Below are 23,572 nucleotides of genomic sequence, written 5' to 3' on the forward strand. Positions count from 1 at the left end.
GTACGGAGGATTTTCATGGGAAATGACTCAATGGGCCGGAAACAAAGGGAGAACGTTGTCTCGTTTTTTCCGACAGGAGAGTTTTATTATATAAAAGGCATGAAGGCGCTGGAAAAAAGAGAGCTGCCGAAGGCGAAAAAATATCTTTCGCGCGCCATGGATCTTGAGCCGCTGGAACCGATTATTGCTTGTCAGCTGGCCATTGTGGAAACGGAGCTTGGGCATTACGAACAATCAAATGGTCTGCTTCATTTTGTGCTGGACGACCTGGACCCGCATATGACAGAGTGCCATTATTTTCTGGCAAACAATTATGCACATCTTGGTTCGTTTAAAGAAGCGTTTCGCCACGCGCAAATGTACCTGGATTTGGCCGAGCAGGGCGAATACCGCGAAGATGCAGAAGACCTGCTTGATTTAATTACACTGGACCATGAAGAAGAATTTGACGATTTGTCCGAACAGGATGAAATGATCGAAATGCAGGAAGAATCACGCTTTCTGCTGGAGAGCGGTCATTTTGCCAAAGCGGCTGCTCACCTGGAGGAAACAGTTAAGAAGTACCCGGATTTCTGGGCTGCATACAATAACCTTGCACTGGCCTATTTTTATCTGGGTCAATCAGAAAAAGCGTATGGGGTGCTGGAGGATGTGCTTGAGCGCAATCCTGGGAATCTGCACGCCATCTGCAATAAAATCGTGTTTTATTTTTACGAAAAAAAGCAGGAAGAACTCGACAACTTAGCGGACCAGCTGGCAAAAATTCAGCCGCTTATCCCGGATCAGCAATTTAAAATTGGCGCTACCTTTGCCCTGATTGGGCGGTATAAAGAAGCGTACCGCTGGCTGAAAAAATTGCAGCGGAGCGGATTTGAAGGGGAAGCAGGGTTTTATTACTGGCTTTCTTATGCGGCACATCATACAGGCCATCCGCAAACTGCTCGATCTGCCTGGAAAAAAGTGCTGCAGAATAATCCGGAAAAAGAAGGACTGGAACCGTGGGGAACGGGAAAAGCAGACAATGAAATGGAACGCAATCCAGAGGCGATTATCGGCTATTTAAATGGAAAGCAGGACGAAGAAAGATTGTTTGGTATCTTTTTGCTTTCCCTGGCCGCTGACCATAAGGAAATTATGACTCATCCAGACTTTTGCGACATTGAGAACCTGCAGCCATATGAAAAAATTTATCTGGCGGACATTCTTGGCATGCCGGTTGATCATTCACTTTTAACTGAAATGAACACACGCCTTGCTCATGAAACGGCACTCGTTTTATATCGTCATTTTCGCCCGCTTGGCCCGCAGGAAGCAGGACTGTTCCTTATGTGGTTTTCGATTTTTCTTGAGCTTCAGTATCAAAAAGCAAATGTGACAAAGCCGGCGGGTCTTGCGGCGGCAGTAGAATACGTATGGCGTAAGCTGCGCAACGAGCCGTTTAGTCAGTCCGAAGCGGGGGAAAAATACAGCGTGTCTGTTTCAACGGTTCAAAAGTATGCGAAATTTATTCGTGAACACTTGCTTTGAGCAGAATAATAGACGGAATGAATGAATTTCAGTACGATGAAGGTAACATCTTACTTATACGATTGAGGGTATTTATTTTAATCATAAAGGAGAATCAACTATGACAGCTGAAGAGAAAATTTATGATGTCATCATTATCGGTGCCGGCCCTGCGGGGATGACATCAGCCGTATATACATCACGAGCCAACCTTTCAACGCTTATGATCGAGCGCGGCGTGCCAGGTGGCCAAATGGCTAATACCGAAGAAGTTGAAAACTACCCGGGCTATGACCATATTTTAGGGCCTGAGCTTTCAACGAAAATGTTTGACCACGCGAAAAAATTCGGTGCTGAATATGCATACGGTGACATTAAATCCATTACAGACGGCAAGGAATACAAAACAATCCATGCGGGCTCCAAGCAGTATAAAGCGAGAGCGATCATCATTACAACAGGTGCCCAGTACAAAAAAATTGGTGTACCGGGTGAAAACGAACTGGGTGGCCGCGGGGTATCGTATTGCGCGGTATGTGACGGTGCTTTCTTTAAAGAAAAAGATCTTGTCGTTGTAGGCGGCGGAGATTCTGCAGTGGAAGAAGGCGTATACCTGACTCGATTTGCGAAAAAAGTAACGATCGTTCACCGCCGCGATGAGCTGCGGGCACAAAAAATCCTGCAGGATCGTGCGTTTGCGAACGAAAAAGTGGACTTTATCTGGAGCCATACAGTAAAAGAAATTAACGACAAAGACGGTAAGGTTGGCAGTGTAACGCTTGTTTCAACGGAAACAGGTGAAGAGCGTGACTTCCCGGCTGATGGTGTATTTATTTACATTGGTATGGTGCCGCTCACTAAACCGTTTGAAGATCTGGGCATTACCAATGAAGACGGTTATATTGTGACGAACGAAAAAATGGAAACGAAAATCCCTGGTATTTATGCAGCTGGTGACGTACGCGAGAAAATGCTTCGTCAAATCGTTACTGCAACAGGTGATGGAAGCATCGCGGCTCAAGCAGCCCAGCACTTTGTAGAGGAACTAAAAGAGGAATTGGGTGTAAAAGCGTAATCTTTTCTTTACGTTCTCGTCATCATTTTGAAATATTAGGGTGGTATAGTAAAGGGGTAATCAAACTGCCCCCTGCAGCTTTTTTACATGCGTCTGGTACTCAGTACCAGGCGCTTTTTTTTGAGGCCCACAGGATGTGGGTCACGAAGGCGTTGCGACAGGACGTCGCGCTCTTAGCCTTTGCTCCTTTGAGTAAAAAATTCTAATCATGTCTAGCTCCGGGCGCCAACGGCTCGAGATCATAAGTCAAAGCGGCTATGTGGCAAAGAGCGCCACATAGCCGCTCCGCCTTATGCTTCTCGCCGCTGAGCAGGCGCCCTGCGCTTTTCTTGAAAAAAACACCCGGCAGCGTTGCACTTATTCGGCTGTCACCGTATAATGAAGGAAATATCTGTTGGCAGTTTGACGGGGGTGTTATTGTGCAGCGTGTCACAAATTGTGTATTAATGAGAGAGGGACAGGTTTTATTAATGCAAAAGCCCCGCCGAAATTGGTGGGTTGCGCCAGGAGGCAAAATGGAGCCTGGTGAATCCGTGCGGGATGCAGTGATTCGAGAATATCGGGAAGAAACAGGTTTATACTTGCGCAATCCGAATGTAAAAGGAATCTTTACATTTATTATTAAAGACGGCGAAAAAGTAATGGATGAATGGATGATGTTTACATTTTTCGCTGATCAAGCTGATGGCAGTCCGCTTACCCATACAAGGGAAGGTGATCTTTACTGGAAGCCCATTGAAGAGCTGAAGGAACTGCCCATGGCAGAGGGAGATCGTCATTTGCTTGAATACATGGTTCATGGCACCGGCCTCCTTTATGGGGCTTTTACGTATACACCGGATTTTGAGTTAATCTCTTATCGCTTGGACCCAAGCTGATATGGGAAAAGGGGGGAAAACAATGGCAAATGATGTACAGCTTGTCATTATTACAGGAATGTCTGGAGCGGGAAAAACAGTAGCGGTTCAAAGCTTTGAAGACCTTGGTTTTTATTGTATGGATAATTTGCCACCGACGCTTTTGCAGCCGTTTTTAACACTGATGAAGGGTTCAGGGCAAAAGTTAAAAAAAGTAGCCATCGTGATGGATATGCGCGGCCGTGAATTTTTTGATCATCTGCAGCCGGCTCTTGATGAAGCGGCAGAAACGCTGAACACAGCACCAAGGGTGGTATTTTTAGACGCAGAAGACGAAGTGCTCGTGCGGCGATATAAAGAAACGCGCCGTACACATCCGCTATCCCGTGATGACCGTCCTCTTGATGGCATTCACCAGGAGCGGGAGCTGTTAAACGACCTTCGTGGCCGTGCGAATATGATCGTCAATACATCCAAAATGAAGCCAAAAGATTTGCGAGAAAACATTATGCAGGAATTTTCGCCCGATAAACAGGCCTCTTTTACTGTAAATGTCATGTCATTTGGCTTTAAGCATGGGCTTCCAATCGATGCCGATCTTGTATTTGATGTGCGCTTTCTGCCGAACCCACATTATATTGAACATATGCGTCCACGCACGGGGCTTGAGGCAGATGTGGCTGAATATGTCATGAAGTGGAATGATACACAAAAGTTTTTAGAAAAAGTGACGGATTTACTTACATTTATGCTGCCGCATTACAAAATGGAGGGTAAATCACAGCTTGTTATTGCGATTGGCTGCACGGGAGGCCAGCATCGGTCTGTAGCTTTGTCGGAGTATTTGTCAAAGTATTTCGCAGGTGATTATAAAACACGCGTTACACACCGTGACATAGACAAAAGAAAGGCTGCAAAAGCATGACCTTCAAGCAGCCAAAAGTTGTCATTATCGGAGGGGGAACGGGTCTTTCAGTCCTGCTTCGGGGGCTTAAGCGCCATCCGATTGACCTTACCGCCATTGTCACTGTAGCAGATGACGGAGGCAGTTCCGGAAGGCTCCGTTCGGAATTAAACATTCCGCCGCCCGGCGATATTCGTAACGTGCTGGCGGCGCTTTCAGACGTAGAGCCGCTCGTAGAGTCCTTGTTTCAGCACCGGTTTACAACAAACAATGAATTGTCAGGCCATGCGCTTGGCAATTTAATGATCGCCGCGCTGTCTTCGATTACAGGAGACTTCGGACATGCTGTTCAGGAGATGAGCAAGGTGCTCAATGTTCGGGGAAAAGTGCTTCCTGCTGCCAATCAAAGCGTTGTGCTTCATGCGGAGATGGAAGATGGGACCGTTGTTTCTGGTGAATCCAAAATTCCCTACTCTGGAAAGAAAATCCGCCGTGTATTTTTAACACCGGAGGAAATTGAGCCGCTTCCTGAAACAATCCGTGCCATTCGGGAAGCAGATATGATTATTCTCGGTCCGGGCAGTTTATACACAAGCATTTTGCCAAATTTGCTTGTGCCGGGAATCGGAGAGGAAGTCTGTGCGTCAAGTGCAAAGAAAGTATACATTTGCAATTTAATGACGCAGGCTGGAGAGACACTTGATTTCACCGCAGCAGATCATGTCCAGGCAATCTATGATCATTTGGACTGTTCGGCGATGGATACGATTTTAGTGAATAAGGAACCCGTTCCGGCAGATATACAGGAACTGTACAAAGAAGAGATGGCGAAACCAGTTGTGTATGATGTAGAGAGGCTGCGAGTACTTGGGCTGAATGCCATTTTTGATGACATTCTGACATTCGAAAACTCCACGATCCGTCATAATACAGCCAAGGTCGCTGAAATACTTGTGCGCCTCATCCCTAAACGGTAATCGGGTATCAAGAGAGGAGTGGATGATGGTGTCTTTTGCATCAGAAACAAAAAAAGAATTAACGACGATTGAAACGAGCGGATGCTGTGCGAAAGCTGAGTTATCCGCCTTGATCCGGATGAACGGCTCGCTGTCGTTTTCAAACCGGCAGCTTGTGGTAAATATTCAAACAGAAAACGCGGCCATTGCCCGGCGTATTTACGTGCTCATTAAACGCAATTACGACGCAGCGGTTGAATTGCTGGTCCGTAAAAAAATGCGCTTAAAGAAAAATAATGTGTATATTGTTCGGTTAAAAGAAAGTGCTCAGGCCATACTGGACGATCTCGGTATTATTGAAGAAGGCTTTTCGTTTATCCATCATATTGCTTCGCGAATGACTGAAAAAAATTGCTGCCAGCGCGCCTATCTACGCGGCGCTTTTTTAGCGGGGGGATCGGTGAACAATCCGGAAACCTCTTCTTATCATTTAGAGATTTTTTCTTTATACCAGGAGCACAATGACGCGCTGTGTACCTTAATGAATGAGTTTGGCTTGAATGCAAAAACGCTTGAACGAAAAAAAGGATTTATTACGTATTTGAAAGAAGCAGAAAAAATTTCTGATTTCTTTGGGGTGGTCGGAGCACACAGTGCGCTGATGCGATTTGAAGATGTGCGGATTGTCCGGGATATGAGAAACTCCGTCAACCGCCTTGTAAATTGTGAAACAGCGAATTTGAATAAAACGATCGGGGCCGCGTTGCGCCAGGTCGAAAATATAAAGTTTATTGATCGAACGGTCGGCCTCGGTATTCTGCCGGACCGGCTGCGTGAAATTGCCGAGCTTCGCGTTCTTCATCAGGATGTAACACTGAAGGAGCTTGGAGAAATGGTATCAGGTGCAGCGATCAGTAAATCAGGCATTAACCATCGCTTGCGTAAAATCGATGAAATTGCAGATAAAATCCGGGCCGGTGAAATGGCGGCTGTCGAAAAATAAAAAGGACGTGGCGACATGGCAGAGAAAAAAGTAAAGGTACAATTAAAATCCGGTTTACAGGCAAGACCAGCAGCTCTTTTTGTACAAGAAGCAAATCGGTTTCATTCAGAGATTTTTCTTGAGAAGGATGGCAGGAAATTCAATGCCAAAAGCATTATGGGTATTATGAGTATCGCTCTCAGCACTGGAGAAGAAGTGACAATCAGTGCAGAGGGCCGCGACAGTGAAGAAGCGGTTGAAACGATGGCGTCGCTTATTGAACGAGAAGAATGGATATAAAAAATCGTCCTGCTAAATTTGGCAGGACGATTTTTTTGAAGTTAAAAGGGATTGTTTGTTTTATTTATAAATTAAGCTTTTTATATACGTCATTTAGTATAAGGAGAGAATTCTTTTAAAAAAAGCAGCGTAATGGGCTGCAGCTGCGCTAACAGCAGGAGCAAACGCTGAAACAGCTATCGCTACGCGTTGCCTGTTTCAGTCTGTCCGCTCGTCCTGCAGGAGTCTCTGCCGCCACCCGTACGGACATACCTCCGTCCACTGCTTTTTAGGAAAGAAGCGATCACAAATAAATAGACACCGACTCTTTATTCCCTTGTGACATGAGAAGAATAATAAGCCAGTTTGACACTTGCCGTTTTTCCTTCCTACGAAACGCGCAGCCCTGCGAATGCCGCTGTTCTCATACGCTTTTTCTAAAAATTAGTATGCAAAATCATTTATTCAACTTATATATTATTTTTATTTAAAGTAAATTCATGATACCATACAAATGTTCGGTGCTCTTTTGTAGCTCGTTAATTCCTTAGTCAATAATCTTAAAAGTACGGAGGAATTTTAGTTATGGAAATGAAAAACACAAATTGGCATAGAGAAATTGTTTATAGGAATGAGCTGCTAGTTGAAAAGAAAAGCAGGAAAGGCCGCTCCTATTATTGTGACGCTCAAAGCTTTGACATTAAATATGTATGGTGTACTGGTTGTGAGTCAATGCATACAAAGGAAGACTTTGGCTTAAAAAAAGGGCGGGAGGGTGTTTCAGCATTTCATAATACTTGTAAAAATTATCGAAGAGGTGGGCCAGCGAAAGTAAGAAGCAGTCATAAACCAGATGAATCTGGCTGCTTAAAGTGTAAAAGTTGTTTAAAAAGGTTGCCAGCAGACTGTTTTTATCTAACTAGGAAAGAAAAAAATCAGTTTAGCTCATCTTGTAAGAAGTGTGAATTAGAAAGAAAACGTTTAAGAAGGCAAGCTATCAAACTAAATATATGGAATTCTAATAGAGTAGAATGGGATCAAGAAAAAGTAATAAATATAATTAAAAAGCTACACGAGGAAAATTTAGATCTGTCCGTAATAAGTATTCGAGCAAATAACAGCAATGTATATACAGCAGCAATACGACATTTTGAAAGTTGGCGAAATGCTGTTGAAAAAGCGGGCTTTAACTATCAAAAGATATGTAAACTGAATATGACTTGGAATGTTGATGAAATTAAAAGAAGATTAATTCTTCGGCAAGAGCAAAGCAAAACAATGCAAAGTTCCGTTTTGCGTTTGGAAGAACCAGATTTGTACGGAGCTTGTTTAAAGATTTATGGAGGTTATCGAGAAGCATTTGAAGATGTTTTTGGTAAAGGTTCTTTTTTAAACACTTTTCTTGAAAACAAGAAAGCCATTTCTTTTGGTTTTGAATTAGAAAAGTTAGTAAAAGAAGTTCTATATTCCTTAGACTATAAATGTGATTATCAGAAGAGGTTTGAAAATGGAACTTTACGTCCTGATTTTTATTCGGCAGAGTTAGATCAAATTTTCGAAGTTAAACTTTCAGAATATACGGACTTTAAGGGTTTCAACACATTTTTAAAGTATGGGCATCTTGCTGAATATATTATGATCATTTACTTGCAAGGAGAGCCAGGAATCAAGGGTAAAAACGAATATGGTATAGAAATGGCTTCAGTTACGCATTTGATTAATCAGGTGAAGAACGGCAGAAGCAGAAAAATATTAGAAGAAAAGGCAGAAGAATTAAAAAAGGCAATCACAGACAGAAAAATATAAAAAAACCAGCAAATTGAAGCAATTTGCTGGTTTTTGGGACGTCCTCGACAGGAATCGAACCTGTATTACGAGCTTCGGAGGCTCGTGTGTTATCCTTTACACTACGAGGACATATGATTTACGGTACAATTTAAGATTATAGAGTAAGGTTCAAATAAATGCAATAGCATTTCGAAAAAATATTCAAAGAAAGAAAAACAATTTCGTTTAGCAGGATTTTCCCGGGGGAAAGAAGAAAACGTACATAAACAAAAGCATAATGTTTGACCTTCACTGACCTTGAATTGTATGATGGTTAAACAGTAAAGCTATTATCCAAAGGAGGAACCACAGTATGAATTTAATTCCTACAGTTATTGAACAAACAAACCGCGGTGAGCGCGCGTATGACATTTATTCTCGTTTGTTGAAAGACCGCATTATTATGCTCGGAAGCGGCATTGATGATAATGTGGCAAACTCAATCGTAGCTCAGCTTTTGTTCCTTGAAGCGGAAAATCCGGAAAAAGACATTTCTATCTACATTAACAGCCCGGGCGGCAGTATCACAGCTGGTATGGCCATTTATGATACGATGCAATTCATTAAACCAGATGTACAGACGATCTGCATCGGCATGGCTGCATCAATGGGTGCCTTCCTTCTTGCTGCAGGGACAAAAGGCAAGCGTTACGCCCTTCCAAACAGTGAAGTCATGATTCACCAGCCGCTTGGCGGAGCACAGGGTCAGGCAACAGAAATCGAGATTGCGGCGAAGCGTATCCTATTCCTTCGTGAAAAATTAAACGGTATTCTATCAGAACGCACTGGTCAGCCGCTTGAAGTGATCGCACGCGATACAGACCGCGATAACTTTATGACAGCGGAACGTGCGAAAGAATATGGTCTTGTAGATCATATTGTTACGCGTAATGAAGTGACAAACAAAGAAGAAAAATAATGTGCATGAGGAGACCTGCTGCGGCGGGTCTTTTTTTTCATGCCAGCAATCTGTATAATAACGGGTAAGGGGGAGATGGGATGAACATGCAAATGAAACCGGGACTCTGGCAGCAGCAGACGATGAAGCTGACCATGACGCAGGAATTAACGCAGGCCATTACACTGCTTCAGTATTCGGCGCAGGAGCTGGCAGCATTTCTGGAAACAAAAGCGGTCGAGAACCCATTCATTCAATTAGAAGCGCCATTATTGAAAGCGCTTCACAAAAAAGAGCGTACTCAGTCAGGGATAAAAGCGCCGGACGATAAAAACTGGATCGAGCATATTGCCGATTCCTCTTATAAGATAACCGATTACGTGCAGGCGCAGTTTCAGCTAAAAGCACTGTGTGAAAAACAAAAGCGGATCCTTGGCTTTTTATTAAACAACATGGACGAAAATGGCTATATAATGATCAGCAGCGAGGAAGCAGCCGTTCTCATAGGGGAGAAAAAAGAGGCTGTTGAGTCTATACTGAATATGATCAAGTGGATGGAGCCGGCTGGAATTGGAGCCCGCAGCCTGCAGGAATGCCTCCTTCTTCAAGTGGAACGGCGCCTGGATGCACCTTTTTTAGCTGAAACGATTCTTCGCAGCCATTTTAATGAGTTTGCCAATAAAAAGTGGAAGCCGCTTGCCAAACAGCTTGAAGTAGAATTAAAAGATATTCAGCAGGCAGCTGATTTTATTAAAACATTAAATCCAAAGCCAGGTGCTTCTTTTGGAAAGAGCTCCTATGCCTATGTTCAGCCTGATGTGGCGGTAACTGTCAGCGGAGAAACAATAGAAGTCCATCTTTATGATGATGATTTACCAAAAGTTATTTTTGAAAAAGAATACTTCAATGAATTAGCTTCATATGCGGATAAAGAAGTGAATCGATTTATTAAAGAAAAAGAAAAGGACTATCAATGGCTGATGAGGAGTCTTGAACAACGGCAGCAGACCATTCAGCGGGTAGGGCTTAAAATTGTGGAAAAGCAGCGTCGCTTTTTTCTTGAGGGGCCGGGCTCACTTCAGCCGCTCAAAATGAAAGACATTGCAGAAGAGCTTAATATCCATGAATCCACAGTGAGCCGGACGGTACGAGGAAAGTACATGCAGACGCCCTTTGGCACTTATGAATTAAAATCCTTTTTTCCATCTGGCAGGACTGCTTCATCCCAGGCAGGAGAAGCGGCGTCTTCCAGCCAGATTAAAATGCGCATTCAAGCATTTGTTTCAGCAGAGGACAAACGAAAGCCGCTGTCAGATCAGGCGATTTGTTCTGCGCTTCTGGAGGAAGGATCGGCGGTTTCAAGAAGAACAGTCGCGAAATATCGGGAGCAGTTACATATACCGTCTTCTGCAAAACGTAAAAGGTACGAGTAAGGAGATCATATGATTATTTATTTTTATACACGGCCAGGCTGTCACTTATGTGAGGATGCACAAAAAGTAGTCAGCTCTATCGCCCAAAAATGGAAGGTAGAAATGGTGGAACGAAATATTGATACGAAGGATGAATGGACTGAAAAATACGGACTGATCATTCCAGCTGTAGAAGCAGGGGGAGAACTTATGGCTTACGGCCATGTTGAATATGAATCCCTTTTGGCAAAATTAAAACAACGAGTTAAAGAATAATTTAAAAAAGAACAGGCGCTTTTCATTGATTTTTAAATTTCGCCCTGCTACAATGAGTTTGTGAGCAGGGAAAAATTTTTTTCGTTGGAGTGGGACGCGTAACGTTTTGTCTGGGACGAAAGAGAACCCAAAAGACCGAAGAGGAGCGCAGGATATGAAACCGATCTTGAATATTCAACAGCAGCTCGTACCGGACCTGCTTGACATTATGCAAAAACGCTATCGCCTGCTGCAGGCGGTTCGGATTGCCGGGACGGCTGGAAGGCGGACGCTTGCCCAGTCGCTAAGCATGACGGAGCGTGTTGTCAGAAGCGAAGCGGAGTTTTTGAAAGAACGCGGATTGCTCGATTTCAGCGCATCAGGCATGAAATTAACAGAAACGGGTATGGATGTGGTGAGGGAGCTGGAAGAGCTGATGCTTGAGCTTAAGGGCATTGATTCAATGGCCGAAGAGCTGAAGGCTCGTTACAACTTATCAGAAGCTGTTATTGTGCCAGGCAATTGTGATGAATCGGCATTCGTGAAAAAAGCAATCGGTGAAGCGTGCGTAAGCCGCATAAAGAGCAGGCTCAGCGGTAACACTATCATCGCTGTAACAGGCGGCTCTACAATGGCAGAAGCAGCAAGAACGATGAAACCGGATTTTGCTGAAGGGAAACAAGTTTTATTTGTGCCGGCAAGGGGTGGTATTGGGGATGATGTCCGCAATGAAGCCAACACGATCGCCGCATTAATGGCACAAAACACAAACGGGTCACACCGCGTATTGTATGCACCGGAGCGAATCAGCCCGGATGTGCGGGAATCTCTTCTTCAGGAGCCGGCAATCAAAGAAGCTGTCAGCATGATCCAGTCCGCAGACATTGTTTTACACGGTGTCGGGAATGCGATCTCAATGGCAAAACGCCGTCAAACACCAGAAGCGGAACTTGCGATGCTGGAACGAAATGAAGCAGTGGCTGAAGCATTCGGCTACTATTTCAACAATGAAGGCGAAGTTATTCAAAAGTTATCAACAATCGGCTTGAAGCTGGATGATCTGCAGCATGCCAAGGTTGTCATCGCGGCAGCAGGCGGTGCATCAAAAGGAAAAGCCATCCGTTCCTATTTGAACGGATCACCAAAGCTTGATATTTTAGTGACAGACGAAGCAGCCGCAAGAGAATTGCTTGAAGACCTATCTTAACGCGAACATCCGGCAGCTCTCATTTGAACTGGCGGTTTGATAAACAATTTCGAGGAGGAAATCACTCATGGCAGTAAAAATTGGTATTAATGGTTTTGGACGTATTGGACGTAACGTATTCCGCGCAGCACTTAACAATCCGGAAGTTGATGTAGTAGCAATCAACGACCTTACAGATGCAAACATGCTTGCACACCTTTTAAAATACGATACAGTTCACGGCACACTTAACGCAGACGTAACAGTTGACGGCGATACAATCGTTGTAAACGGCGAGCGCGTAAAAGTAACAGCTGAACGCGATCCAGCGCAAATTCCTTGGGGAGCTAACGGTGCGGAAGTAGTTGTTGAATCAACTGGCCGTTTCACAAAACGTGCAGACGCAGCGAAACACCTTGAAGGCGGCGCGAAAAAAGTCATCATCTCTGCTCCGGCATCTGATGAAGATATCACAATTGTTATGGGTGTTAACGAAGATAAATACGATGCAGCAAACCACCAGGTTATTTCAAATGCATCTTGTACAACAAACTGCCTGGCTCCATTTGCAAAAGTATTGAACGAAAAATTCGGTATCGTTCGCGGTATGATGACAACTGTTCACTCTTACACAAATGACCAGCAAATCCTTGACCTGCCGCACTCTGACTACCGTCGTGCGCGTGCAGCAGCAGAAAACATGATTCCAACTTCTACAGGTGCAGCGAAAGCCGTTTCTCTTGTGCTTCCTGAATTGAAAGGCAAACTAAACGGTATGGCTATGCGTGTTCCAACACCAAACGTTTCTGTTGTAGACCTTGTAGCAGAATTGAAGCAGGATGTAACAGCTGAAGAAGTAAACGAAGCGCTAAAAACAGCAGCTGAAGGCGAACTTAAAGGTATTCTTGCTTACACTGAGCTTCCACTTGTATCTTCTGATTACAATGGCTCACCAGCTTCTTCAACAATCGATGCACTTTCAACGATGGTTATGGAAGGCAATATGGTAAAAGTTCTTTCTTGGTACGATAACGAGAACGGCTATTCAAACCGTGTAGTTGACCTTGCTCAATACATCGCTGCAAAAGGTCTTTAATTAAAACACGCTGTTTTTCAAGCTATAACTTGGAAATCAACAGTTCACCATCTATAATAAAAAGGTGAAACGGGGAGCGGGATACAATCCCCGCTCCCTTTTTTTGTGTGTAAGCCGTTATGCGTCGGCTGTTTAACAGCGTCGAACGGTGCCGGCAGAGTGCTGCACGCTTAGCTTTCGCTTTTCAATTACACTGGGAGGTCTTCTCGATGAACAAAAAAACGATTAAAGATTTGGATTTGAAAGGCAAACGCGTTTTTTGCCGCGTTGATTTCAATGTTCCAATGAAAGATGGCAAAATCACGGACGACACACGTATCCGTGCGGCGATTCCGACAATTGAGTATTTGTCTGAACAGGGAGCCATCGTCCTTCTGGCAAGCCACCTTGGCCGTCCAAAAGGAGAAGTAAACGAAGAGATGCGCCTGACAGAAGCTGGACGCCGCTTGGCTGAGCTTACAGGCAAACAAATCGCCAAAGTAGATGAAGCTTATGGCGACAGTGTGAAAGAAGCGATTTCTGGTATGAAAGAAGGCGACATTCTTCTTCTTGAAAACGTTCGTTTCTATCCGGGCGAAGAAAAGAATGATCCAGAGCTGGCAAAAGAATTTGCTTCGCTTGCAGACATCTATGTAAATGACGCGTTTGGTGCGGCTCACCGTGCTCACGCTTCTACAGAAGGAATTGCTCATCTTCTTCCATCTGCTTCTGGCTTCTTGATGCAAAAAGAATTGGACGTGCTTGGAAAAGCCCTGTCTGAGCCGGATCGTCCGTTTACAGCAATCGTCGGCGGAGCGAAAGTAAGAGACAAAATCGGTGTGATCGATCACTTGCTTGATAAAGTAGATAACTTGATCATTGGCGGCGGTCTTGCGTACACATTCGTAAAAGCACTTGGACATGAAATCGGCAAATCTCTTTTAGAAGAAGACAAAATGGATCTGGCAAAAGAATTTATGAAAAAAGCCGAAGAAAAAGGCGTGAAATTCTTGATGCCGGTTGATGTAACCGTAGCAGACGATTTCGGTGAGGATGCGAACACAAAAATCGTTCCAATCAACGAAATTCCAGCTGACTGGGAAGCGCTTGATATTGGCCCGAAAACGATTGAACTGTACGCAGAAACAATCAAAAATTCAAAGCTTGTTATTTGGAATGGCCCAATGGGTGTATTTGAACTTGATACGTTCGCTAAAGGTACAAGAGGAGTCGCACAAGCTCTGGCTGATTCAGATGCGTATTCTATCATTGGCGGCGGCGATTCAGCAGCAGCGGTTGAAAAATTCGACCTTGCTGATCAAATGAGCCACATTTCAACAGGCGGCGGCGCGAGCCTTGAATTTATGGAAGGTAAAGAGCTTCCAGGCGTTACAGCACTTGACGACAAGTAATTTCGAAGCAGCAGAAGGGAGATTTATTCATGCGTAAACCAATTATTGCAGGTAACTGGAAAATGAATAAAACGCTTAGCGAAGCAATTGAATTTGCGAGCGACGTAAAAGGAAAAGTACCATCATCAGAACGAGTGGACAGTGTCATTGGTGCACCTGCCCTGTTTCTTGGCCAGCTTGTTGAAGCAGTAAAAGGAACAGACTTGAAAATTAGCGCGCAAAACGCTCATTTTGAAGACAACGGTGCTTTCACAGGTGAAACAAGCCCAAAAGCACTTGCGGATCTTGGCGTTGAATATGTGATTATCGGCCATTCAGAGCGCCGTGAACTGTTCAATGAAACAGATGAGTCTGTAAACAAAAAAGCAAAAGCAATTTTTAACCATGGCATGACACCAATCATTTGCTGTGGTGAAACGCTGGAACAGCGTGAAGCAGGCGAAACAAATGCATTTGTTTCAGGCCAGATCAAAGCAGCACTTGAAGGCCTGTCAGAAGAGCAAGTAAGCAGTTCTGTCCTTGCTTATGAGCCAATCTGGGCAATCGGCACAGGTAAATCGTCTTCATCAAACGATGCAAACGAAGTATGTGCAGAAATCCGTGAAACAGTTCGCGGTCTTTACTCAGAAAAATGTGCTGATTCTGTCCGCATTCAATACGGCGGCAGCGTGAAGCCTGAAAACATTGCAGAATACATGGCACAGCCGGATATCGACGGCGCACTTGTCGGCGGCGCAAGCTTGGATGCGGCATCGTACCTTGCTCTTTTGGAGGCTGTAAACAATGGCTAAAGGACCGGTTGCGCTCATTATTCTCGACGGGTTCGCCTGCCGGGCTGAAACGAGCGGTAATGCGGTTGCACAGGCCAATAAGCCGAATTTTGACCGCTATTGGAGCCAATTTCCTCATGCGCAGCTGACAGCAAGCGGGGAAGCAGTTGGTCTTCCGGATGGCCAGATGGGCAACTCGGAAGTAGGTCATATGAATATTGGTGCTGGCCGAATTGTGTATCAAAGTTTAACAAGAATCAACATCGCGATTCGCGAAGGTGATTTTTTCGAAAACGAGCAATTCATCAAAGCAGCTGATTATGCGAAGGCGAATGGCACAGCCCTTCATTTATTTGGATTACTGTCTGATGGCGGCGTACATAGCCATATTGAACATTTAAAAGCGCTGCTTGAGTTCGCAAAACGGCAGGGACTCGAAAAGGTGTTTGTTCACGCTTTTCTGGACGGCCGTGATGTGGGACCTAAAACAGCAAAGAGCTACATTGAAGATGTACAGGCGAAAATGGACGAGCTTGGCGTTGGCCAGTTTGCGACAATTTCTGGACGCTATTATGCAATGGACCGCGATAACCGCTGGGATCGTGTTCAAAAGGCATATGATGCAATTGCGCAAAACGATGCACCAAAGTTTGCCGATCCGCTTGAAGCACTTGAAGCCTCTTACGCAGCGGATGTTGTGGATGAATTTTTCATGCCGGCTGTTATGACCGACAAAAACGGTCAGCCGATTGCGAAAGTTCAAGATAATGATGCCGTGATTTTCTTTAACTTCCGTCCTGACCGGGCGATTCAGTTAGCGAATGTGTTTACAAACGAAGACTTTATGGGGTTCGATCGTGGCGAATTCCGTCCTAAAAACTTGTTTTTTGTTTGTATGACACCATATTCGGAAACAGTTAAGGGAGTCATCGCGTATAACAAAACAGATTTATCAAATACTGTCGGTGAAGTATTAGCCAACAACAATCTTCGCCAGCTCCGCATTGCGGAAACAGAAAAATATCCTCACGTAACGTTCTTTATGAGCGGCGGACGTGAAGGTGAATTCCCGGGAGAAAAACGCATTCTGGTAAATTCACCGAAAGTGGCAACCTATGATTTGCAGCCGGAAATGAGTGCATATGAAGTAACGGACGCGTTACTTGCCGAAATCGAAGGCGACAAGCAGGATGCGATTATCCTTAACTTTGCAAATCCGGATATGGTTGGCCATTCAGGTCTTTTAGAACCGACGATCAAAGCGGTAGAAACAGTGGATGAATGCCTTGGACGGGTCGTGGATTTGATCATCTCAAAAGGCGGCACAGCGATTATTACAGCCGACCATGGCAATGCTGATGAAGTAGTAACAGTAGACGGTAATCCAATGACAGCTCATACGACCAACCCTGTACCAGTGATAGTCACAAAAGAGGGCGTAACACTTCGCGAGGGCGGTATTTTGGGCGACTTGGCACCAACAATGCTTGATTTATTACAGGTAGAACAGCCAGTTGAAATGACTGGAAAAACACTTATTAACCATTAAGGGAGAGAATAAACAATGCCAGTAATTACAGACGTTTATGCACGCGAAGTACTTGATTCACGCGGAAATCCAACAATCGAAGTAGAAGTATACACAGAGTCCGGCGCATTTGGACGCGCACTTGTTCCATCTGGTGCATCAACAGGTGAATACGAAGCAGTAGAACTTCGTGATGGTGACAAAGGCCGCTACCTTGGTAAAGGTGTTGAGCAGGCAGTTAAAAATGTAAACGAAGTAATCGCTCCAGAAATCGTAGGCAGCTTCGTTGTTACAGATCAAATCGGCATTGACAAAGCGATGATCGAGCTTGACGGTACAGAAAACAAAGGCAAATTAGGCGCAAACGCAATTCTTGGTGTATCTATGGCCGTTGCACATGCAGCAGCTGATTACCATGGTGTATACCTTTATGAATACCTTGGCGGCGTAAACGGCAAGCAGCTTCCAGTTCCAATGATGAACATCGTAAACGGCGGTGAGCATGCGGATAACAACGTTGATATCCAGGAATTCATGATCATGCCTGTTGGCGCGCCTACATTCAAAGAAGCGCTTCGTACGGGAGCGGAAATTTTCCATAACCTAAAAGCAGTTCTTCATGAAAAAGGCTTGAACACAGCAGTTGGTGACGAAGGTGGTTTCGCGCCAAACCTTGGTTCAAACGAAGAAGCTCTTCAAACAATTATCGAAGCAATCGAGCGCGCTGGCTACAAACCAGGCGAAGAAGTGAAATTGGCAATGGATGCTGCTTCTTCTGAGTTCTACAACAAAGAAGACGGCAAATACCATCTTTCTGGCGAAGGCGTTGTGAAAACATCTGCAGAAATGGTTGACTGGTACGAAGAAATGGCAAACAAATACCCAATCGTTTCAATTGAAGACGGTTTGGATGAAAACGACTGGGAAGGCCATAAATTGCTTACAGAGCGCCTTGGCGATCGTGTACAGCTTGTTGGTGATGACTTGTTCGTTACAAACACGAAAAAGCTTGCAGAAGGTATTAAAAACGGCGTAGGTAACTCAATCCTAATCAAAGTAAACCAAATCGGTACATTGACTGAAACATTCGATGCAATCGAAATGGCAAAACGTGCTGGCTATACAGCGGTTATCTCTCACCGTTCTGGTGAAACAGAAGATGCAACAATTGCTGATATCGCAGTTGCAACAAACGCTGGTCAAATCAAAACAGGTGCACCGTCACGTACGGACCGTGTAGCAAAATACAACCAGCTTCTTCGCATCGAAGACAACCTGGCTGAACTTGCCCAGTACCTTGGCAATGACACATTCTACAACTTGAAAAAATAATAACGCATGAAAAGCCCGGCGGCCGCCGGGCTTTTTGCGCCTGTGCAAAAAGTATGATATAATTCACTCATCTATAGGCTCGTCTTTGATGGAGGTAAAATTATGTTGCATACAGTGCTTATTGTACTGCTTGTGGTTGTGGCAATTGCGCTTATCGCGGTTGTTTTGCTGCAATCGGGGAAAAGCTCCGGACTTTCTGGTGCGATTTCCGGTGGTGCAGAGCAGTTGTTTGGAAAACAAAAAGCGCGTGGGCTCGATCTGGTGCTGCATCGCTTGACAGTCGTTCTGTCTGTGCTGTTTTTCGTTTTAACAATTGCGCTTTCTTACTTTGGTTTATAATAAAAAAGGCGATTCGGCTGAATCGCCTTTTTTGTGCTTTAAACCCTCCATCGCTTTTAAAAAAGAAAGGATTGATTTACATGAAATTAACACTGCCAACACCTTTTACATTTGAAGCCGGTAAGCGGGCTGTTTTGCTTTTGCACGGTTTCACTGGAAATTCAGCTGATGTGCGCATGATTGGTCGTTTTCTTGAGAAAAATGGATATACATCACACGCACCGCACTACAAAGGACACGCGGTTCCGCCTGAAGAACTGGTGAAAACAGGTCCGGAAGATTGGTGGAAAGATGTTGAAGACGGGTACAATCATTTGCTTGGCCTTGGCTACGAAGAAATTGCTGTATGCGGACTGTCGCTCGGCGGTGTTTTTGCATTGAAACTCGGTTATACTAAACCTGTAAAGGGTATTGTTCCAATGTGCGCCCCGATGTCGATGAAAGATGAGCAGACAATGTACAATGGAGTAGTGGAGTACGCGCGCGGATTCAAGAAATTTGAAGGGAAATCCGCTGATGTTATTGAAAAAGAAATAGAAGCCTTTAAACAAACACCAATGAACACGCTGGCGGCGCTTCGTGAGCTTGTACAGGACGTACGCAGCCATATCGACCACATCTATGCACCTGTTTTCGTGGTACAGGCACGCAATGATGAAATGATTGATACAAACAGCGCCAATGTGATTTTCGAAGGCGTAGAAACAGACGAAAAACAATTGAAGTGGTACGAAGAGTCCGGTCATGTGATCACACTGGATAAAGAAAAAGAGCAGCTGCATGCAGACATTCTTGCTTTTCTCCAAACACTTGATTGGACCGTGTAACCTTCGCAAAAGGAGGCGGGTTCCGGATGGACCAGCACATAGAGAAAATCGTCGATCGATTATTGACGTACATGAAAGAAGAATCATACAAGCCGCTTACTGTGCAGGAGCTTGAAGAAGTACTTGGCATTGAAGGATCGGAAGGGTTCCGAGACTTTGTAAAGTCGCTCGTGTACATGGAGGAGCGCGGTTTAGTCGTTCGGACGCGCGCAAACCGGTACGGTCTGCCAGAAAAAATGAACCTTGTACGCGGGAAGATTTCCGGTCATCCAAAAGGGTTTGCTTTCCTGCTGCCGGATGAGCAGGGAATGGATGATGTATTCATTCCGCCGCATGAAACAAACGGCGCTCTAAACGGTGACACGGCGCTCGTCCGCGTCACAAAAGAAGACCAGAGCGGAACGCGCCGGGAAGGAACTGTTGTCCGCATTTTAGAACGCGGCCAAACAGATATCGTCGGTACGTTTATCGACAAAAAAAGCTTTGGTTTTGTTGAAACAGATGACAAAAAATTCACGGCGGATATTTTTATTCCCAAGGAAAAAACCGCCGGTGCCATTGACGGCCACAAAGTGGTTGTCCATATTACACGCTGGCCGGAGGGACGCCAGGCGGCAGAAGGCGAAGTAAAAGAAATCATCGGGCATAAAAACGATCCTGGCGTTGATATTATGTCGATTATTTATAAACACGGCCTGCCGCAGGAATTTCCAGAAGAAGTGCTGGAGCAGGCGAATGCAGTGCCGGATGAAATTGATCCGAAAGATATTGCCAACCGCCGTGATCTCCGCGACGAAGTGATTGTGACCATTGACGGGGCGGATGCAAAAGATCTGGATGATGCTGTAATGGTCACAAAGCTTGAAAACGGCAACTATAAGCTCGGCGTTCACATTGCTGATGTCAGCCACTATGTAACAGAAAATTCTCCGATCGATAGGGAAGCCTATGAGCGCGGTACAAGTGTTTATCTGGTGGACCGTGTCATTCCGATGATTCCACACCGCCTGTCAAACGGTATTTGCTCGCTGAATCCAAAAGTGGATCGTCTGACTATGTCTTGCGAGATGGAAATTAACGCATCTGGTGAGGTTGTCAGCCATGAAATCTTTGACAGTGTGATTCGAACAACAGAACGAATGACGTATTTCGATGTAAACCGAATTTTAGTTGACAAGGACGAAGAGCTGCGTGCGAAGTACGAGCCGCTTGTGCCGATGTTTGAACGAATGGAAGACCTGGCGGCGATTTTACGTCAAAAGCGGACTGACCGCGGCGCAATTGACTTTGATTTCAAGGAAGCGAAAGTGCTTGTTGACGAGGACGGCCACCCAACGGATGTTGTGATTCGGGAACGTTCTGTTGGTGAAAAGCTGATTGAAGAATTTATGCTGGCAGCGAACGAAACTGTAGCAGAGCATTTCCACTGGATGGATGTTCCATTCTTGTATCGGATCCACGAAGATCCAAAAGAAGACAAATTGCAGCGCTTCTTTGAGTTTTTGACGAATTTCGGATTAAATGTAAAAGGTACCGCCAACTCTGTTCATCCGCGTGCCCTGCAGGAAATTATTGAAAATGTAAAAGATACACCGGAAGAAACCGTTATTTCCACGGTTATGCTGCGGTCTATGCAGCAGGCAAAGTATAACGCAAACAGCCTGGGGCATTTTGGGCTTGCAGCAGAGTTTTACACGCATTTCACATCGCCGATCCGCCGCTATCCGGATTTGATTGTTCACCGGTTGATTCGTACCTATTTAATCAATGGTGATTTAACACCGCAAACACAGGAAAAATGGGACGCACGCCTTCCTGAAATTGGAGACCATACATCCAGTATGGAGCGCCGGGCGGTTGAGGCGGAGCGTGATACAGACGAACTGAAAAAAGCAGAGTTTATGCTTGATAAGATCGGGGAAGAGTATGACGGTGTCATCAGCTCCGTAACCAACTTCGGCATGTTTGTAGCGCTCGAAAACACGATTGAAGGTCTGGTTCATGTTTCTTATATGACAGATGATTACTATCGTTATGACGAACGCCATTTTGCCATGATTGGTGAGCGAAGCGGTAACGTATTCCGCATTGGAGATGAAATTACAGTCCGCGTGCGCGACGTCAATAAAGAAGAGCAGTCAGTGGATTTTGAAATCGTCGGCATGAAAAAACAGCGTGAGCGTCCAAAACGAACAGATGGAGCTGCTGAAAAAAAACCGCGCGGTCGTGGTAAAAAAGCACAGGCCATTAAGCGGGAAGAACGGCCAGCAAGAAAATCGGCACGTTCCGATACGAAAGAGAGCGGCGGTGAATGGTCAAATCAGCCGCCGAAGAAAAAGAAAAAACGTAAATTTTACGAAGGAATTGCAAAGAAAAAGAAACGCAAGTAAGAAAGTGGGGATGAGCGGATGCCAAAGGGAGAGGGAAAGGTGGTCGCGCAAAATAAAAAAGCGCGCCACGACTATTTTATTGAAGAAACATACGAAGCCGGTCTTGTGCTTCTAGGAACAGAAATTAAAGCAATCCGGGCGGGACGAGTGAATTTAAAAGATTCATTCGCCCGCATTCGAAACGGTGAACTATTCGTTCATAATATGCATATCAGTCCATACGAGCAGGGGAATATTCATAACCATGAGCCGCTTCGCACACGGAAGCTTCTTTTGCACCGTAAGCAAATCAATACACTGATTGGGGAAACGAAAGAAGCCGGCTACTCGATCGTTCCGTTGAAGCTATATTTAAAGGATGGCTATGCGAAGCTGTTAATTGGCCTTGCAAAAGGGAAAAAGAAATACGATAAGCGGGAAGACTTAAAGCAAAAAGAAGCAAAACGCGACATTGAACGTGCATTCCGTGATCGACAAAAAGGTTGAATAACTAGTTTGTTTGTGGTATGATAGATTCTGTCACGATGAAGCAGCTATGCTTCGATACTACTTATATCCGGGGACGTTACGGATTCGACAGGGGTAGTTCGAGCCTGGGCTGCGGGCCAGAGGGTCGGCTCTGTCAAAACGCACTTGCCTATAATAACTGGCAAACAACAAACTCAACTACAAGCTGCCTAATTAAATTTAGGTTAGCCTGTGCTCCTCCCGCTGTTGTCCGTGCAGTCGGGTAAGGGGCTCACTCTTAGCGGACTACGCTTGATTCCTCCGTCTGGGGATGAGAGAAGAGACTAATCAGACTGGCCGATTCAAACGCCTGCTGTGCGGCAGTTGGACCGGCGAGACCGAAATAGTACAGCTATGCCCGTAGACGCTCAGGTGCCGTTATCTTTGGACGCGGGTTCGACTCCCGCCGTCTCCATATTTTATATGGAGCACCTCTTTTAAAAAGCCTTGCGAATCATTCGCAAGGCTTTTTTTATTTTTATTTTTATAAAAGCACCTTGTCAGTGCTTAGACGTAAATCACTTTTTAGTAAAGAGCATATAGTAAGAGAGTCGGCATACATTGTTAAAACAATGCGAGGTGATTGGTGTGAAAAAAATCATCATCATCGGTTCAGGTGGACATGCGAGCGTTATTATCGATGCCATTGAAAAAGAAAGAAAATACTCTATATACGGGATTGTTGACCCTATTCGTCCCGTTAACACGATTATATATGGATATCGGGTTGTTGGAACAGAATCCACTTTGCTTAAATTAGGCAAACAGGTATATGGAGGTATTGTGGCTATTGAAGACAATTGGGGACGAAAAAACACAATTGCTGCGATTCGCAAGCTAATGCCTGATTTTTCTTTTGTTTCGGTTATACACCCATCCGCATGTATTAGCAGCAATGTCAAAATAGGGGATGGTACGGCTGTGATGGCAGGGGCGATCATCAACCGAAACACGATTATAGGAGAGCATTCGATCATTAATACAAACTCTTCGGTTGATCATGACTGTATACTTAGTGACTTTGTCAGTGTGGCTCCGGGCGCTGTGCTGGGCAGGAATGTTAAAGTAGGAAACGGTGCAGTTGTATCGCTCGGTGCCAGGGTGATTCATTCGGTGAGCATTGGAGAGCATACGGTCATTGGAGCTGGATCAACCGTTTTGCAGAGCATCGGTTCGTATGGCGTGGCCTATGGAACTCCTGCAAAGGTAGTCAGAACAAGAAAACAAGAAGACAATTACTTGTCGTAAAAACGAG

General features: G+C 44.9%; 22 protein-coding genes, 1 tRNA gene and 1 other RNA gene. 23 read left to right on the forward strand and 1 reads right to left on the reverse strand.

Annotation, left to right across the window (positions count from 1 at the left end):
• The first annotated feature begins 15 nt into the window (after positions 1 to 15).
• The 8 genes from VP97_RS01740 to VP97_RS01775 all read left to right on the forward strand — a co-directional run bounded on the left by VP97_RS01740 (position 16) and on the right by VP97_RS01775 (position 8,365).
• On the forward strand, positions 16 to 1,527 hold the full coding sequence (locus tag VP97_RS01740; protein ID WP_050179945.1) for a tetratricopeptide repeat protein: 1,512 nt from the start codon (positions 16 to 18) through the stop codon (positions 1,525 to 1,527).
• Between the two features lie 100 nt (positions 1,528 to 1,627).
• Positions 1,628 to 2,581, forward strand: a complete 954-nt coding sequence (gene trxB, locus VP97_RS01745) for a thioredoxin-disulfide reductase (protein ID WP_050179946.1) — start codon at positions 1,628 to 1,630, stop codon at positions 2,579 to 2,581.
• 419 nt (positions 2,582 to 3,000) lie between these two features.
• Positions 3,001 to 3,459, forward strand: coding sequence for an NUDIX hydrolase (locus VP97_RS01750; RefSeq protein ID WP_050180194.1), 459 nt, complete (start codon positions 3,001 to 3,003; stop codon positions 3,457 to 3,459).
• Between the two features lie 22 nt (positions 3,460 to 3,481).
• On the forward strand, positions 3,482 to 4,363 hold the full coding sequence (rapZ, locus tag VP97_RS01755) for an RNase adapter RapZ (protein ID WP_156153379.1): 882 nt from the start codon (positions 3,482 to 3,484) through the stop codon (positions 4,361 to 4,363).
• Positions 4,360 to 5,319 carry a gluconeogenesis factor YvcK family protein gene (locus VP97_RS01760; protein ID WP_050179948.1) on the forward strand — a complete coding sequence of 320 codons (960 nt, stop codon included), beginning with the start codon at positions 4,360 to 4,362 and terminating at the stop codon, positions 5,317 to 5,319. Before rapZ ends, VP97_RS01760 begins: the two co-directional genes overlap by 4 nt.
• A 28-nt stretch (positions 5,320 to 5,347) precedes the next feature.
• On the forward strand, positions 5,348 to 6,301 hold the full coding sequence (gene whiA / locus VP97_RS01765; protein ID WP_050180195.1) for a DNA-binding protein WhiA: 954 nt from the start codon (positions 5,348 to 5,350) through the stop codon (positions 6,299 to 6,301).
• Positions 6,302 to 6,316: 15 nt separating this feature from the next.
• Positions 6,317 to 6,580, forward strand: a complete 264-nt coding sequence (locus VP97_RS01770) for an HPr family phosphocarrier protein (RefSeq protein WP_050179949.1) — start codon at positions 6,317 to 6,319, stop codon at positions 6,578 to 6,580.
• A 564-nt stretch (positions 6,581 to 7,144) separates the two neighbouring features.
• Positions 7,145 to 8,365 (forward strand): hypothetical protein, encoded by a 1,221-nt coding sequence (locus VP97_RS01775; RefSeq protein ID WP_050179950.1) that lies wholly within the window; start codon positions 7,145 to 7,147, stop codon positions 8,363 to 8,365.
• 39 nt (positions 8,366 to 8,404) lie between these two features.
• On the opposite strand, the gene VP97_RS01780 is transcribed toward VP97_RS01775, so the two are convergent.
• Positions 8,405 to 8,476, reverse strand: a tRNA-Arg gene (locus tag VP97_RS01780).
• 223 nt (positions 8,477 to 8,699) lie between these two features.
• Between VP97_RS01780 and clpP the strand changes: the two genes are divergently transcribed.
• The 15 genes from clpP to VP97_RS01850 all read left to right on the forward strand — a co-directional run bounded on the left by clpP (position 8,700) and on the right by VP97_RS01850 (position 23,565).
• The gene (gene clpP / locus VP97_RS01785; RefSeq protein WP_046174353.1) at positions 8,700 to 9,305 is read left to right on the forward strand and encodes an ATP-dependent Clp endopeptidase proteolytic subunit ClpP; all 606 of its coding nucleotides are present in this window, start codon (positions 8,700 to 8,702) and stop codon (positions 9,303 to 9,305) included.
• A gap of 80 nt (positions 9,306 to 9,385) precedes the next feature.
• On the forward strand, positions 9,386 to 10,717 hold the full coding sequence (gene rpoN, locus VP97_RS01790) for an RNA polymerase factor sigma-54 (RefSeq protein WP_342667307.1): 1,332 nt from the start codon (positions 9,386 to 9,388) through the stop codon (positions 10,715 to 10,717).
• 9 nt (positions 10,718 to 10,726) lie between these two features.
• Positions 10,727 to 10,972, forward strand: coding sequence for a glutaredoxin family protein (locus VP97_RS01795; protein WP_050179951.1), 246 nt, complete (start codon positions 10,727 to 10,729; stop codon positions 10,970 to 10,972).
• A 154-nt stretch (positions 10,973 to 11,126) separates the two neighbouring features.
• Positions 11,127 to 12,158 carry a sugar-binding transcriptional regulator gene (locus VP97_RS01800; protein ID WP_050179952.1) on the forward strand — a complete coding sequence of 344 codons (1,032 nt, stop codon included), beginning with the start codon at positions 11,127 to 11,129 and terminating at the stop codon, positions 12,156 to 12,158.
• Positions 12,159 to 12,225: 67 nt separating this feature from the next.
• Entirely contained in the window at positions 12,226 to 13,233 is a 1,008-nt protein-coding gene (gene gap / locus VP97_RS01805; RefSeq protein ID WP_050179953.1) for a type I glyceraldehyde-3-phosphate dehydrogenase, read from the forward strand.
• 209 nt (positions 13,234 to 13,442) lie between these two features.
• Complete coding sequence (locus VP97_RS01810) at positions 13,443 to 14,624, forward strand: phosphoglycerate kinase (RefSeq protein WP_050179954.1); 1,182 nt, start codon at positions 13,443 to 13,445, stop codon at positions 14,622 to 14,624.
• Positions 14,625 to 14,653: 29 nt separating this feature from the next.
• A complete protein-coding gene (tpiA, locus tag VP97_RS01815) occupies positions 14,654 to 15,415 on the forward strand; it encodes a triose-phosphate isomerase (RefSeq protein ID WP_050179955.1) in 762 nt (253 codons plus the stop codon).
• Positions 15,408 to 16,943 (forward strand): 2,3-bisphosphoglycerate-independent phosphoglycerate mutase, encoded by a 1,536-nt coding sequence (gpmI, locus tag VP97_RS01820; protein WP_050179956.1) that lies wholly within the window; start codon positions 15,408 to 15,410, stop codon positions 16,941 to 16,943. The genes tpiA and gpmI overlap by 8 nt, the downstream gene beginning before the upstream one ends.
• Before the next feature lie 15 nt (positions 16,944 to 16,958).
• Positions 16,959 to 18,254, forward strand: coding sequence for a phosphopyruvate hydratase (gene eno, locus VP97_RS01825; RefSeq protein ID WP_050179957.1), 1,296 nt, complete (start codon positions 16,959 to 16,961; stop codon positions 18,252 to 18,254).
• A gap of 105 nt (positions 18,255 to 18,359) precedes the next feature.
• The gene (gene secG / locus VP97_RS01830) at positions 18,360 to 18,593 is read left to right on the forward strand and encodes a preprotein translocase subunit SecG (protein ID WP_050180197.1); all 234 of its coding nucleotides are present in this window, start codon (positions 18,360 to 18,362) and stop codon (positions 18,591 to 18,593) included.
• An 80-nt stretch (positions 18,594 to 18,673) separates the two neighbouring features.
• A complete protein-coding gene (locus VP97_RS01835) occupies positions 18,674 to 19,420 on the forward strand; it encodes an alpha/beta hydrolase (RefSeq protein WP_050179958.1) in 747 nt (248 codons plus the stop codon).
• 26 nt (positions 19,421 to 19,446) lie between these two features.
• Positions 19,447 to 21,810, forward strand: a complete 2,364-nt coding sequence (rnr, locus tag VP97_RS01840) for a ribonuclease R (RefSeq protein WP_050179959.1) — start codon at positions 19,447 to 19,449, stop codon at positions 21,808 to 21,810.
• A gap of 18 nt (positions 21,811 to 21,828) precedes the next feature.
• A complete protein-coding gene (gene smpB, locus VP97_RS01845; protein ID WP_046174343.1) occupies positions 21,829 to 22,296 on the forward strand; it encodes an SsrA-binding protein SmpB in 468 nt (155 codons plus the stop codon).
• Between the two features lie 72 nt (positions 22,297 to 22,368).
• Positions 22,369 to 22,735, forward strand: a transfer-messenger RNA (tmRNA) gene (gene ssrA, locus VP97_RS23100).
• A gap of 170 nt (positions 22,736 to 22,905) precedes the next feature.
• Positions 22,906 to 23,565: an acetyltransferase gene (locus tag VP97_RS01850; protein ID WP_050180198.1), complete on the forward strand. Its 660-nt coding sequence runs from the start codon at positions 22,906 to 22,908 to the stop codon at positions 23,563 to 23,565.
• The last annotated feature ends 7 nt before the right edge of the window (positions 23,566 to 23,572 follow it).

Source organism: Domibacillus robiginosus (assembly GCF_000966195.1).
GTDB lineage: Bacteria > Bacillota > Bacilli > Bacillales > Domibacillaceae > Domibacillus > Domibacillus robiginosus.